We start from the raw sequence: 13,909 nt of genomic DNA, 5'->3' as shown, positions 1-13,909 counted from the left end.
CACCAAAAAAGGTCAATCTAGCAACGCTAATAGGCGAGCTATTTTGACCTTATCCAGTCCGCCCATTATTTCGGGGTCTGAAAGCGCATATAAACTGCCTTCGAACTCGGTAACTTCATAGTCATTACGCTGCAATAAGACCGTCGCCCAAAATTCCAAATCGTCTGCATCGATTTGGTCTTCCAATGCCAACTGCAAAACCTTTTTAAACGTCTTGACGGTCAATCGATAATGTCCCTGCCCCTCAGGTATGTTCGCCAAAACAGATAACGCTTCGTTTTTTGTCTCACCACAGCACTGCGCAAATGCTTTTAATGCATCATGATACTCCACGCCTTTACCTCTATACTTAACTGGCTACCGTTACTGAGTCGACATCAGGTGTGACACCATTCATAAACGACAACAACTCCACTTCAGTGTAATCAGACACTGACACATCAGCCACAGACTGACCTTGAAATAGTACCACAGCTCTGTCACATAAAGCCTTTACCTGCACCAAATTATGACTAACCAAGAGAATAGTGACACCTTGAGAGCTTAATAAACGTATTAGATCAGTAACATGATTGCATTGCTCATTGCCCAATGCGGCTGTCGGTTCGTCCATGACAATAATGTCTGCACCGACATTGACCGCTCGAATAAGCGCCACTATTTGCTGCTCTCCTACAGATAAACTGGATACGGCCGCGTGCAAATCAAGCGTCACACTGGTGAGCCTTTGCAGTAGCTTACTACCACGCTTTAGCATCGCAGCTTTGTCTAACCACCCCAAGCGGTTCAAAATCACATTACGATGTTTTATTTCGTTGTTAAGAAACAAGTTTTCAACAACCGTCAACGTGTTTATTAAGGCTAAATCTTGATAGACCACTGCGATCCCCGCAGCTTGCGCGTCGCTTGGCGAAGCGATTAATTGCGTATCGCCCTGTATTTGGATCTGCCCTTGCGTAGGTTGTAATTTACCAGCAATGCAGTTCACCAAAGTCGACTTACCAGCACCGTTCTCCCCCAATAAAGCGATCACTTCACCCCGATTAGCCGTAAAGTCGACCCCTTGCAATACGGCGGATGCGCTAAAATGTTTGTGTAAGTTCACGACCTTTAATGCAACTTGATCTAACGCTGTACGTATCATTGCTTGCGTGCCTTAACGGTGATGCCAACCGCGCCAATCAAAATAAGGCCCTTTGCCATCCATTGCGCATTGCTTGAGAGCCCCGCGAGTATCAACCCATTATTGAGCATCCCAATAAGCCATACACCCAAAACTGTGCCCCAGATATTAACCTGACCACCGAATATACTACTGCCACCTATAGCGACGGCAGCGATCACCGTCATTAATTCGGATTCCCCCATCGTATATCTGGCACTTTGCATTCTGCCCGCATAAAGTAACCCGGCCAAAGCAGCGCACAAACCTGACAGCGACATGGCCATTATTCGGATCTTGTCAGTGTTTATGCCAACCGCGTTTGCGACACTGATATTTGCGCCGCTTGCCAACAAATGACGGCCTAGCTGTAAGCTGTTAAATACACAAAAAACACTGAGAGCAATCCCCACAACCCACCACAGCAGCGTAGGTACCCCCAACAAACTGCCACTTCCGAACAACACCAGAAAAGAGTGATTTAAAATTGGTGTAGATGCCAAACCAAAGGTTTGACGTACTAAACCACTTAAAAACATCAGCGAGCCTAACGTCACAATCAATGAAGGAATGGCCAGCCGGACCGTGAGATATCCATTCAACGCGCCGATCAGGGCACCTAGGGTCAAAGAAGCTAACACCGCAATCGCCACATCATAGTGAGGTAACAGCGTCGCGGCCACCAGCCCAGTCAAGGCCACCACGGCTCCCATTGACAGATCAAGTAAGCCCGCAGAAAGTGCAAAATTAAGTCCGATTGCCATGATCACTATCGGCGCCGTTTGACGCACAATATTAAGTAAGTTCTCAACAGAAAAAAATGCCGGTTCACGAAGCACAAACGCGAACACCAGTACCGTCAATGCAAATGCGTAATACACTAAGGTTTTGGCTGTCACCGGTGCGATGGCCTTCATAAACTTGGTACCCCACCTTGGCTGCCCTGTTGCACAGCTTGTTGGAGTATAGCCGGCAACTCAGTAGCAAATGCCAATCGCCAAGAATCCGCGATATTTACGCGTGTCACTAAATTAAAGTCAACCTGAGTGGTCAATGGCGTTTTTAATCCAATCGCAGCTCCTGCGCCGATTCTTGCCATTAATTTACCCATTTCATTGGGCCGATCTGACACGGTACCATACATATTGCCACCAAGCGCCATGTCAATAAGGTTATTGACACCTAAATCATGTGTGATCACCTTAACCTCTTTGTGACCACTCATTCTGAGTGCCTCAATAACACCTTCCGCAGCGGCATCCCAAGAAACATAAATCCCGTCAAGCTTGGGGTTTTGAATGAGCATGGCAGCGGTCAGCTGAGCAGTGTGACTTTTCTTTGTGAACCCTTTTTCACTGACGATTTTAATGCCTGCGTGTCGACGAAGAGCTTGCCGAAAAGCCGCATCACGCCGGTTGGTAATGGGATAATCCGCTTCATGATAAATTATACCCACACGCCCTTTTCCCGATATCGCATCTACCATTAGCTGCGCTGCCGCGTTACCCATGCTCTCTACGTCATCCTCTACGATGCCTGCAAAGTCCACTCCATGACGGAACCCTGAGATTGGATTACTCAACAAAACCAATCGAGTACCCGCCCCCACCATTTGAAGGTAGCTGGGTTTGGTACTTAAGCCGTCCACGCTCAATGACAATAAAATATCGGGGTGCAGTATTTTCAATGTTTCTAAGTCAGATACCTGTTTAGCCGGGTCATAATGCGCTTCGGTAACCGCAACAACTTTTATCCCCAAGCGCTCAAATTCCTCCCTAGCACCTGCAGTCACGGCCTGGATCCAAGGGCTTGAACCATGCCATGCCATTGCCGCACTCAACTTTGCCCCTTTAATTTCGTCAAACTGCTCAACAGTAAGTGCAAACTTATCCTGTGAAAGTACGTAACAAGGTGTCATCACAAGCAATATCAGCAAGCCTTGGCGAAGTGCTTTAATATAGAAAAGTACAGACTGAGAGGCGCGTACAATGGGCCTATTCCTTGACACAGCATGTTCCTTAAACAAAACCGACTTTCGTACATTTAATCAGCAACACTCTATTTGTCAATCGGTTTTACTTAATCAAGCCATTACGACTGATGCTATCGAATACCATAAACTATTCGATATTTTTCATATGTGTAATAAGATAGATGCTTGCCAAAAACCAAAGCTAACGTGTTCATTATCTGGAGAATTAGATTGAAAGGGTCAAATGCTAAACAGAATAAAGCAACCAATTTACGTTTAGTATTGTCACAAATCGTCACCTTAGGCCCTATCTCACGGGCAGAAATCGCGCGCAATACACAACTCACCAAACAAACTATCACCAATATGGTTGAAGCGCTGCTGAGTGTAAACCTAATTGCAGAGGTAGGCATCAAACGCTCAGAAGGAGCCGGCAAACCCTCTAAAATGCTGTGTCTTAACAAACATGCAGCTTACACGCTGGCTATCCGCATCACTGCGCAGTCGCTGGAATTGAGTGTGCACTATTTGAATGGAGAGTGCTTAACCAAGTCAGTTATCAATCTCCTCCAAGGCTGGACACCAGAGCAGATAGCACATGAATTTAACCATTTTATCAATCAGCATAACATTGAGCATAAAATGATATTGGCAGCTGGACTGTGTGTTCACCCCTCTGAGGGTGACACCCTAATGCAATATCAAAGCAGCCTCGCCCTACAAAGCGCACTCAGTCAAAAACTAGCGATGCCCATTGCAAGTGAAACCACAGCATCAGCATGTGCCGCCTATCAAATGCTCTTCGGTGAGGCAAAAACCCTTCACAGCTTTACCTATATTCATATCGGTCACAAAATTGAAGCCGCAGTTGTCTATGACCGCCAAATCATGCTGGGACAAAATGGCCTCACTGGTGCACTCGGTGAGATCTTTGTGACACCAGAAACAAACCAAACAACCGGCGAATTAGGCACGCTCAACCAATTCGCTTCTGTCACTTCGCTAAAGCAATATGTTGAACAGCAAAGTAAAGTGAGTGGAATACATTTAAAATTGCTAGATCCGAGAGAACATGCAGTATGTAAACGCTGGATAGCCAGAGCCACAGAACCACTGCGCATTGCCATTCATACACTGGAATCACTACTGAACACACAATCAATCATTATTGGAGGCGATTTGGGTGAAGCGTGCCTAGATGGATTAATTTCTGAACTTAGACCCTTTATTCCTTCTATTGCACAACTTGGTGAAAGAAGCATCGTGCGCCTCATTAAAGTACCAAACCAGGAACTCACTGTCTTAGCAGGTATCTCAACACTCCCCTTACATGCATCGCTCAATGAAAAAAGCATGCAAACCCTTTATTTCTCTCCCACATTTATTCCGAGCCGACTACAAAAACTGATATACATGCACACTGAATGATCGTCCTTGGCTTTTAAGCCCTGCCAACCGACACAGGGTAATCTGACAATTGCCCCCATTCACTCCAAGAACCATCATATACTTGCAGATCCGAATATCCGCACTCTAAGGCAACGAGTGCCAAAATACATGCCGTTATACCTGAGCCACAACTAAACTGAAGCGTTGTAACGCCCTCTGTAACACCTGCTTTTTTCAATAATATCTTTAGATCTGCGATAGGTTTGAGTTTGCCTTCCTCAGTCAATACACTGGTGTAGGGCATGTTAGCACTGTTAGGAATATGTCCACTGCGCATGCCCGCTCGAGGCTCACGCCCAATACCTGAAAAGCGCGTTTCCCCACGAGCGTCTAGTAATAGGATATCGGGGCATTCAATACTTGCGAGTACGTGTTCTTTATCAACAAAGTAGTGATTACGCGCAAAAGAAGTAAAGCTGCCTATTTGCGTAGCTTGTGCATAATGCGGCACAACCTCATAACCTAGCTTCTGCCACTGCTTCAACCCCCCATCAAGTACAAAGACCTGATCAAATCCCATCGATTTGAACATCCACCAAGCTCTTGCCGCGCTAAAAAGGCCTTTATCGTCATAAACGACCACCGTATCTGATGCATTGATGCCCAGTTGGCGCATTTCAGTTTGAAAGACACGCGCCGAGCACATCATATTCGGCAGTGTGGCGCTGGCTTCACTTAACACATTGCTAATATCAAACCGCAATGCCCCCGGGATCACCCCCGGTGGACTGTAAATACCTTCTTCTCCTGGTTTAACGATACCCGCATCAAGCACAGTTACTTTGGTTGCATTTTCAGCGAGCCACTGACAGCTTTTCAAATTTTTTGTCATATTCAGGCACTTATTTCGTTGCTTCCGGTTAATTTCTCAATCTGCTGACGTTATACTAGATAGGATAAACATGTATCTCAAGTCAATGTAATGGGTAATAAAGTTATTGTTTCAAATAAACTAGATGGGGCTGTGCTAGCAATTTTGCCCAAGTTTATCGGTGATGCTATCAATACATTGCCAGCTTTAGCATTACTCAAACAACTCTATCCGACCCAACGCGTTTGCATTCTCATCAGGCCTCATCTCATCGCGTTATTTTCACGCGCCAAACATTATGGATTAGAAGTTATCTCCGATGACCGCTATTGCCATAACAAACATCGAGGCCTTTACGGGATGGCCAGCCAGTTGAAACAGCAGAATTTCACGTTGGCAGTTTTGTTCCGAGGTTCACTAACAGATGCATTGTTGGCCAGATTAGCAGGCATTAAAAATGTCATCGGTTACGCGCAAAATGCTCGTCGACCCCTTTTAAGCCATGCCTTTAAGCTGAATCAATGCCATCATTACATTTATCGCTACTGTAAACTTGTCAATGATGCGCATGGCAGACCGTTTACGCGTTTCAATGCCCCACAGCTCATTGCCAAGACATCTAAACTCACTTTGTCTAGCAAACAGAAAAATGTCGCCCTTTATTTGGGCGGTAAAGTAAAAGGGACTCGATACTATCCACAAAATTTGGCTGTACAAGTTATAACTCTGATTGCAGAGCTCAATAATATCGCGATTTTTTTGCTGGGAGACCAATCGGAACAGGTTGAAATGGACGAACTCGCAGCAATGACACAGCATCAAGATGTTGCCATTCACAACCTCGCAGGCAAGATGAGCTTAGCTGAATTAGTAGATAACATAGGTGCAATGGATGCGGTAGTATCAATAGATTCAGGTCCGATGCATATTGCAGCAGCTTGCCAAGTACCGTGTGTCGCCATCGTTGGCCACGGCACTTCGCCATGGTCTCTCGTTGCACCTAAAACCAGTAAACTTATTGCATTGACACATCAGTCTATGTCGTTGGATGAAGTAGAGATGATCCAAGATATTGCGCCTGACAAAATTTACAACGCGTTAACCGAGCTCATTGCTCTGTAACCCAACGCGCTCAACCAGCCTCGTGATACTGTCCCAACCATTGAGTTAAATCAGGCGCTTTTAAAGGCCGGCTCAAGTAGTATCCTTGCGCATAATCACACTGCATTTCTTTGAGCAGCTGCAATGATTCGGCATCTTCCACACCTTCAGCAACCACAGAGAAACCTAGTTGATGCCCTAAGCTTATAGTAGATCGCACAATACATTGGTCTTGGTGAGACGCCGCCAGCTTGAGTATAAACACTTTATCTAATTTCAATTCATCTATTGGAAGCATTTTGAGACGACCCAAAGAGGTTTGTCCTACCCCATAATCATCCAATGAAATGTGTACCCCCAGCGCTTTTAATGCCAACAATGACGCGATACCTTTTTCCTCATTTTCAATCATGTCCCGCTCTGTTAATTCAATTGTAATTAGGCTAGGTGCAACAGCAAACTCATTTAACATTTGCTGTAAGTGAGGAATAAAATCTGCATCAGCAATGTCTTGAGCTGACACATTAATGGCCGCCTTCATCGCAACGCCTTGAGCTTCCCACAGGGCAACTTGGGAAACGACCGTTTTTAGCACCCACTGTGTTAAATCCACAATCAGCCCAGATTGCTCTGCTAAATCAATAAATAACTCTGGCGATACCCAATCGCCATTTTTACGCTTCCAACGGATCAGTGACTCCACTTTATCCACCATACCAGAACGCATATTCAATTTCGGTTGATACGTCATAAAAAGCTGACCATCATCGTCGACCAAAGCTTGTTTTAGTTCGTCAATGATTTCTAACCGCTCTAGATAAGCTTCGTCTTCACCCGTTTGGTAGAAATATACATCCTCAACACCATGTGCAGCATTATCAGCGGCAATTAATGCGCGTCGGATGCTATCATCCGCATTGTCCGCCTGCTGTGGGCTATGCACCACACCAACACTAAAACGTAAATTGATCTCAAAGTTATGGATGGTATAACTTTGGTTTAGCTCAGCGAGGAAACTATCTACACAGTTTTCCATGGTTGAATCTGGTTTAGCTTGTAATACTGTTAAAAATTCGTCGCCACCTAACCGGATATTAAGCCCTTGAAAACTCGAGGTGACAACTTCGATACGTTTGGCGACAGCTTCAATGCAACTGTCACCAATACGAGGACCAAGTTTATCATTGATATGCCGTAACCCCTTGATATCCAGCGCAAGCAGGTAATAAACCTGCTCTGTAGATACCAAAGCATCCAAAATTGGTAATGCTGAAGTACGATTATAAAAACCTGTTAGTGCATCATGACTCGCCTGATAACGGATTTGCTTTTCACGCGCTTGGATATCATCTCCCATTTCATGAAAGGCATCTACCAACTGGCAAATTTCTTCTGTCGGACGTGACTCATGAATTTCAGCATTGTAATCCCCTTTTGCAAACCGTCTGGCCATCACTGTTAATTGCTGTAATGGTGTCGCCAAATTTTTCGCTAAGAAGCCACTTGCAAGAAAACCAAACAACATCGTGATGCAGGACAAAAATACAATTGTCAGTACCAGCTGATCAAACTCTTCATATTCACTTCTGAGGTCGGCACTCAAAATAAGGCTCACAGGGACCTGGGACAAAGAAGGCAATGCCACTTCCGCATTTATATATAGCGGGTATTCACCAAACCATCGATTGATTTTTTGTTCATGTAAATAAGCGAACAGATCTCTATCTTCAGGCAACAGGATAGAGCTCGCCTTCATTTTTTCACCAAGGCTAATAAAGCTCATTTCCATGCCAGTTAACCCCTTAAGCTGTTCTGCTATGGGCTCATCAACCACGAACCCAACGATGGTAAAGGCAATCGTTCTGGGGGCTTTGACGGGTAAAATAATGGCCTGATAAAGTTTTTTGTCTAACACAACAAAGGCTGAACGCTCTTGATGTGCCAGTAACTCTTTAACCAATGGCCGCATATCTTGTGGTAAGTCTAACTGGTTTTGATTGGTAGAAATGAGCTTGCCACGCATATCTAATAGCAACATCAATTCTGCATTAATTCTCTGGCTATGATTAAATAGTACACTGCTTATGGTAGACGCATCTCTGGTCGCAACAGCTTGTTTGAAGCCAAAATCCTGTGTCAAAACTGACGCTGCTGTCACTAAAAGTCGCTCTCTTGCAACAAGGTACTGTTGGTAAACACTCTGTGCTTTTTGAATGTCTTGTTGAACTTGGCGCTCTTTGAACTGACTAGTTGACCACCAAAAACCAGCCAAACTTGCAATGGCGGTAATCAGTACCAATCCAACACACAGCACTATAATGCGGTTTTTAAAACTCGTGCCCATAGCGATCCTTTAATACTGCAATTATTCAGTTTACGCTGCACGAGAGTGCCCCTGAAAAACAACATAAACTTACCTTAACCAACCCTATCACTGTTCAGTTTTGATCATTATCAGTATGCCCTACATGACAGACCTTGCTGTCAGGCATAAAATTTCAATACCAATACAATCAATGAGAAGACTCTTTGATAACACGTCGCCATTCTCTGCTGACTATAACCAAACACAGACATCGCCTTTTGACCAGCAATGACCCCCTAAACAAACCAATGAATACCTTATTCTTCTGTACCTATTCATAAGTTTTGGTATCGAGTGTCGTCAGTCCAATCGCATTGAGCGTACGTGTATTTATACTAAGTAAAAGTGACTTGGGAAGGAAATGCAAGGAATTCATGACGCAATGCCTAACAATCCTTTAAATAACTGACTGCTAGGCATTTTAGTGAGTTAGCTTAATCGATAAGACCGTATTTTTGATCTAAGATTGCAATCACTTCTGAGCGCGGATCTTGTGGAATCGTTAAAGATTGACCCACTATTTTGCTCGCAATACCAACGTAGGTTTCTGATACAGACATCATAACCGCTTGTGGCAGTTTGTATGACTCAGCAAGTGCCTCTCGCTCAGGCATACGATCTTTGTTCAGTAAGACATCGCTATCTGGGACATTATTAATTAATAGCTGACGGAACCCTTCTTTTGAGTTTTCCACAATTTTCCCATCGCGATATGCAGGCCCATCCCAAATACGCGAAGAATCCGGCGTCCCAACTTCGTCAATGTAAATAAGGCGAGAAGTGCCATCAGCATCTTCTACATAGCCAAACTCAAATTTGGTATCTACGAAGATTTGGTCCAACTTGCTTAGCTGGGCCGAAATAAGGCTGAAACCTTCGCTCAATAGTTGCTCATATCGTGCAACATCATCTTCAGACTTAAAGTTAAATGCTGCTAAATTATCAGTGATGTTGCTGCGAGTAATATTTACATCATCGACTTCAGGTACTTCGTCAACGCCTGAGATAATGCCTTTCGTTGAGGGGGTAATCAATACATCATCAAGCTTTTGATGGGCCTTAAGACCTTCTGGTAATTGAATACCACAAAACTCGCGTACGCCTTTACTGTAGTCACGCCACATACTGCCAGTGATATATTGGCGGGCAATGGCTTCAACGCGCACGGTGCTCGCTTTTCTCACAATCCAAACATATGGATGGGGAATATCGACAATGTGATTTCCGGCAAGGCCCGCATCATCAAATAATTTAAACCAATGAGCGGCGACACTATTTAATGCAATGCCTTTACCTGGCACACCGTTTAATCCATTTTCACCTTGCCAGATGCAATCAAAAGCAGAAATGCGATCTGATATAACCATAATCGCAAGTTCAGTTCCTGTTGGAACATCATAGCCTTTTTCAGTGATTAATCTGGCACTGTCTTGGTCGGTTAACCAATAAACCGAACGTACTTTACCACTATGAACTGCACCTTTAGTGCGAATTGGTAGATCGTCATTGACGTCTAGAACTTTGTAGCTACTCATTGTATCTCCATAGAGAACGGCTGCGTCTTGCTAAAGGACGCAAAATACAGAGGGGGTTAGAGGGGTGTATAATAGTCGAGCGCAATCAAAATCACAATTGTTTACCGCATCACATCGCAATCCGAGCGTAACTTAGTTTAGTCTAAAGGCATTCTGAGATAACATAATTGAAACTCGGTACAAAGAGATGATTACATGATCCAAATTTCAGATCTCACCTTCAGCTGGCCGGGCCAGTCAAAACCCACGTTAGATATCGCAAACCTCAGTATACCAAAAGGCGAACGGCTTTTTCTTCATGGCCCAAGTGGCAGTGGGAAATCAACCCTCTTGGGCCTATTGGCGGGCATCCAAATTCCTCAAAAGGGGAGCATTAAGATGCTAGATCAAGAGCTGGGCAAACTAAGCGATACCAAAAGAGATAGATTTAGGGCAGACCACATAGGTACGATTTTCCAGAACTTTAACCTTCTTCCCTATTTGAGCCCAGTTGAAAACGTCATGCTAGGCTGTAACTTTTCAAAGCGCAGAGTTGAGAAACTACGCCTTTCCAACACCACCGCCCAGCATCAAGCAAACACACTGCTTGAGGAGCTCGGTATCGACGCACAAACACGTAGTCGTTCGGTTGGCGAACTTAGTATTGGACAACAGCAAAGGGTTGCAGCAGCTCGCGCCTTTATTGGTCAGCCAGAACTTATCATTGCCGATGAACCAACATCTGCGCTCGATGCTGATAACCGCGATGTGTTTATTAACCAACTGTTTGAACAGGCGACCCACTACCAAGCGACGATTCTATTTGTAAGTCATGATGCGAGTTTAGCCCACTTATTCAACCGCAAAGTTAGCCTGTTAGACATAAATGGGGCAGCCCTATGAAGTTAATAACCCTAGCCTTCAAAAGTATTTCAAATCGCAAAGCCAGCGTATTGCTCACATTATTCACCATTGCAATCAGTGTGATGTTGCTGTTATCGATTGAAAGAGTACGCCAAGAAGCTAAGCAAAGTTTTAGTAATACCATTTCCGGCACAGATTTAATCGTAGGAGCACGCACTGGGGATATTCAACTACTGCTTTCTAGCGTATTTCGAATCGGTCATGCCACAAATGGTTTATCATGGCAAAGCTACCAATACATTAAACAACAAAAAGGGGTTGCATGGACTATCCCTATTAGCTTAGGTGACAGCCATAAAGGGTTTGCAGTACTGGGAAGTGACGAGAACTACTTTCAACATTTTCGCTATGGGAAAAAGCAGAGCCTTACATTTACACACGGTAGAGCCTATCATAATGCACAAGAGGTTGTGATAGGTAGCGAAGTGGCAAAGCAACTCCACTACCACCTTGGGCAACAAGTCGTCATTGCACATGGCATGGGAAATACGAGCTTTCACAATCATGACGACAACCCGCTAACGATTGTCGGCATTTTAGCGCCCACAGGCACACCCGTTGATAAAACACTGCATGTGCCACTCAAAGCAATCGAGTTGATGCATGGCCCCACCCATCGTGTGAACACGACGACCATTGTTCGCAACAATGATTCATCACACGACGAGCATGAACACCATGAACACCATGAACACCATGAACACGGACATCATGATCACAACGTACGAGAAAGTGAACCTGGAGACCTCATTGGTGAGCCGACACAACTGACCGCATTTTTGATGGGGTTTGATTCACCTCTCTATACGCTTCAAGTGCGTAGAAACATCAATACATATAAACCAGAGGCATTATCAGCCATTATGCCTGGCGTCACTCTCAGAGAGCTCTGGGGTATGTTAGATATCGTAGAGAAAATACTGATGCTATTTTCTGCGGTTGTCGTATTGATAAGTCTATTGGGCATGCTTACCACCCTACTCTCTTCGCTTAGCCAACGCCGCAGAGAGTTAGCAATTTTGCGCTCTGTAGGGGCAAGACCAAAACATATTTTTACTTTAATGTGCAGTGAGGCTATTTTAATCACAGCGCTGGGAAGCTTAATTGGAATTGCGATGTTTTATTTACTCATCTTGGTAAGTAAGGGGATGTTGCAAGCCCAATTTGGTATTGCCATCTCTTTATCACTGCTCAGCGGCTATGAACTAATACTACTTAGCGTTATCATGGTGTCAGGCACAGTGATAGGTGCAATCCCTGCAATTCGTGCATATTTTTACTCGCTCAACGATGGTATGAGTATCAAAGTTTAAGAGGTTATTTATGTTTTCAACTCGATTGGTATCATGGTGCGTATCCATAGCTATGATGCTATTAATAGCTAGTACCGCCATAGCCGCGCCTCCAAAAGAAATCTTTTGGGATGACCTTATGCCTGCCGACTATGCTCAAAAGTTCACTCAGGAGGCCACAAACCATGATAGTAGCGATTGGGTGCAACCCGATCTAGATGCACCGGTTGTTAAGGCGTTAGATGGAAAAAGTGTTAGTCTCCCGGGCTTTGTAGTGCCATTAGAAGGCGATAGTGAAGTCATTACCGAGTTTTTACTGGTACCTTATTTTGGCGCATGTATTCATGTACCACCTCCACCACCGAATCAAATAGTACATGTAAAAATCAAAGATGGGGTACCGATCGACAGCCTTTACGACGCCATTACGGTCACGGGCACGATAAAAGTTGAGACCTTTAAAAGCGAGCTAGCGCAGACTAGCTATACAATGCAAGCTGTGGGCGTAGCACCTTTCGACCTGTAATTACGTTTTGTAGGGAGTTAAAAAGCTCCCTACAACCTCTCTAGAGAGTACGACAAGCTTATCTTACATATCTACACCTTTTGGCTCTTAAGCCTCTCTATCATGCCTTTAGGCGACAAAATACAGTGTTCTTGTATTACTAAATCAAAGCACAGAAAAAGACCTCTCAGACTAGACTGCTCTTATTTGGCGCTTGGCGTTCGCCCTACTTTCATGAGCTCGAAGCGCAGCATCGCAGCGAAAAAAAGCCCGACTCTTTCGGATCGGGCTTTCTTTTATTTGGCGCTTGGCAATGTCCTACTTTCATATGGACGAAATGAGACCGAAGCGCAGCTTCACAGCTCGAAGAGATGAGCGCATGGATGCGCGATGGAACCCAGCTTCAGGGATGAATTAAGCACAATAGGTTAGCGACAGCGAACACTGTGAGCACGCTTCTTTTGCGCAAGGTGAAATGAGCTCGTTTAGCTGTTGCCGAGGGACTTAAACGCAAAAAACCCGTCGCATTGCTGCAACGGGTTTCTTTTATTGGGCCCTGGCGATGTCCTACTTTCACATGGGAAAGCCACCGCTGGCCGCCCCCACACTATCATTGGCTATCGTGCAAAAGGTTAGCGACAGCGAACACAGTGAGTACGCTTCTTTTGCGCAAGGTGAATTGAGCTCGTTTAGCTGTTGCCGAGAGACTTAGACGAAAAAAGCCCGACTCTTTCAAATCGGGCTTTCTCTTATTTGGCGCTTGGCGATGTCCTACTTTCACATGGGAAACCCCACACTATCATCGGCGCTATTT

At 44.7% G+C, this 13,909-nt stretch carries 12 protein-coding genes; 5 read left to right on the top strand and 7 right to left on the bottom strand.

What is annotated here, in order from left to right; all coding sequences use genetic code 11:
- Positions 1-12: 12 nt before the first annotated feature.
- The 4 genes from L1286_RS03845 to L1286_RS03830 are packed head-to-tail and all read right to left on the bottom strand — an operon-like array spanning position 13 to position 3,170.
- Entirely contained in the window at positions 13-333 is a 321-nt protein-coding gene (locus L1286_RS03845) for a hypothetical protein (RefSeq protein ID WP_235405599.1), read from the bottom strand.
- Between the two features lie 16 nt (positions 334-349).
- A complete protein-coding gene (locus tag L1286_RS03840; protein WP_235405598.1) occupies positions 350-1,144 on the bottom strand; it encodes an ATP-binding cassette domain-containing protein in 795 nt (264 codons plus the stop codon).
- On the bottom strand, positions 1,141-2,079 hold the full coding sequence (locus tag L1286_RS03835; protein WP_235405597.1) for an ABC transporter permease: 939 nt from the start codon (positions 2,077-2,079) through the stop codon (positions 1,141-1,143). Before L1286_RS03835 ends, L1286_RS03840 begins: the two co-directional genes overlap by 4 nt.
- A complete protein-coding gene (locus L1286_RS03830; protein WP_235405596.1) occupies positions 2,076-3,170 on the bottom strand; it encodes a substrate-binding domain-containing protein in 1,095 nt (364 codons plus the stop codon). Before L1286_RS03830 ends, L1286_RS03835 begins: the two co-directional genes overlap by 4 nt.
- A 195-nt stretch (positions 3,171-3,365) precedes the next feature.
- On the opposite strand from L1286_RS03830, the gene L1286_RS03825 reads away from it, so the two are divergent.
- A complete protein-coding gene (locus tag L1286_RS03825; RefSeq protein WP_235405595.1) occupies positions 3,366-4,562 on the top strand; it encodes an ROK family transcriptional regulator in 1,197 nt (398 codons plus the stop codon).
- A 13-nt stretch (positions 4,563-4,575) separates the two neighbouring features.
- Here L1286_RS03825 and L1286_RS03820 read toward each other — a convergent pair whose 3' ends face one another.
- Positions 4,576-5,415 (bottom strand): sulfurtransferase, encoded by an 840-nt coding sequence (locus L1286_RS03820; protein WP_235405594.1) that lies wholly within the window; start codon positions 5,413-5,415, stop codon positions 4,576-4,578.
- Positions 5,416-5,505: 90 nt separating this feature from the next.
- Between L1286_RS03820 and L1286_RS03815 the strand changes: the two genes are divergently transcribed.
- Positions 5,506-6,516, top strand: a complete 1,011-nt coding sequence (locus L1286_RS03815; protein ID WP_235405593.1) for a glycosyltransferase family 9 protein — start codon at positions 5,506-5,508, stop codon at positions 6,514-6,516.
- A 10-nt stretch (positions 6,517-6,526) separates the two neighbouring features.
- Here the strand turns inward: L1286_RS03815 and L1286_RS03810 are convergent, their stop codons facing one another.
- Complete coding sequence (locus L1286_RS03810; RefSeq protein ID WP_235405592.1) at positions 6,527-8,839, bottom strand: bifunctional diguanylate cyclase/phosphodiesterase; 2,313 nt, start codon at positions 8,837-8,839, stop codon at positions 6,527-6,529.
- A 455-nt stretch (positions 8,840-9,294) separates the two neighbouring features.
- Positions 9,295-10,395: a phosphoribosylaminoimidazolesuccinocarboxamide synthase gene (locus L1286_RS03805; RefSeq protein WP_235405591.1), complete on the bottom strand. Its 1,101-nt coding sequence runs from the start codon at positions 10,393-10,395 to the stop codon at positions 9,295-9,297.
- 195 nt (positions 10,396-10,590) lie between these two features.
- Between L1286_RS03805 and L1286_RS03800 the strand changes: the two genes are divergently transcribed.
- From L1286_RS03800 to L1286_RS03790, 3 genes are read left to right on the top strand one after another with little or no spacing between them, the layout of a single operon-like run.
- Positions 10,591-11,277: an ABC transporter ATP-binding protein gene (locus tag L1286_RS03800; RefSeq protein ID WP_235405590.1), complete on the top strand. Its 687-nt coding sequence runs from the start codon at positions 10,591-10,593 to the stop codon at positions 11,275-11,277.
- Positions 11,274-12,611, top strand: a complete 1,338-nt coding sequence (locus L1286_RS03795; protein WP_235405589.1) for an ABC transporter permease — start codon at positions 11,274-11,276, stop codon at positions 12,609-12,611. Before L1286_RS03800 ends, L1286_RS03795 begins: the two co-directional genes overlap by 4 nt.
- A gap of 52 nt (positions 12,612-12,663) precedes the next feature.
- On the top strand, positions 12,664-13,116 hold the full coding sequence (locus tag L1286_RS03790) for a DUF3299 domain-containing protein (RefSeq protein WP_235405588.1): 453 nt from the start codon (positions 12,664-12,666) through the stop codon (positions 13,114-13,116).
- The last annotated feature ends 793 nt before the right edge of the window (positions 13,117-13,909 follow it).

The sequence above is a fragment of the Pseudoalteromonas sp. SMS1 genome (assembly GCF_021530565.1).
Classification (GTDB): domain Bacteria; phylum Pseudomonadota; class Gammaproteobacteria; order Enterobacterales; family Alteromonadaceae; genus Pseudoalteromonas.
Note: the sequence above shows the minus strand (reverse complement) of the source record. Positions and strands in the feature narration are given on the sequence as shown.

Coding starts and splice junctions, on each gene's coding strand:
- L1286_RS03840 (WP_235405598.1), bottom strand. CDS start 1,144: ATGATACGTACAGCGTTAGATCAAGTTGCATTAAAGGTCGTGAACTTA.
- L1286_RS03835 (WP_235405597.1), bottom strand. CDS start 2,079: ATGAAGGCCATCGCACCGGTGACAGCCAAAACCTTAGTGTATTACGCA.
- L1286_RS03820 (WP_235405594.1), bottom strand. CDS start 5,415: ATGACAAAAAATTTGAAAAGCTGTCAGTGGCTCGCTGAAAATGCAACC.
- L1286_RS03815 (WP_235405593.1), top strand. CDS start 5,506: ATGGGTAATAAAGTTATTGTTTCAAATAAACTAGATGGGGCTGTGCTA.
- L1286_RS03810 (WP_235405592.1), bottom strand. CDS start 8,839: ATGGGCACGAGTTTTAAAAACCGCATTATAGTGCTGTGTGTTGGATTG.
- L1286_RS03805 (WP_235405591.1), bottom strand. CDS start 10,395: ATGAGTAGCTACAAAGTTCTAGACGTCAATGACGATCTACCAATTCGC.
- L1286_RS03800 (WP_235405590.1), top strand. CDS start 10,591: ATGATCCAAATTTCAGATCTCACCTTCAGCTGGCCGGGCCAGTCAAAA.
- L1286_RS03795 (WP_235405589.1), top strand. CDS start 11,274: ATGAAGTTAATAACCCTAGCCTTCAAAAGTATTTCAAATCGCAAAGCC.
- L1286_RS03790 (WP_235405588.1), top strand. CDS start 12,664: ATGATGCTATTAATAGCTAGTACCGCCATAGCCGCGCCTCCAAAAGAA.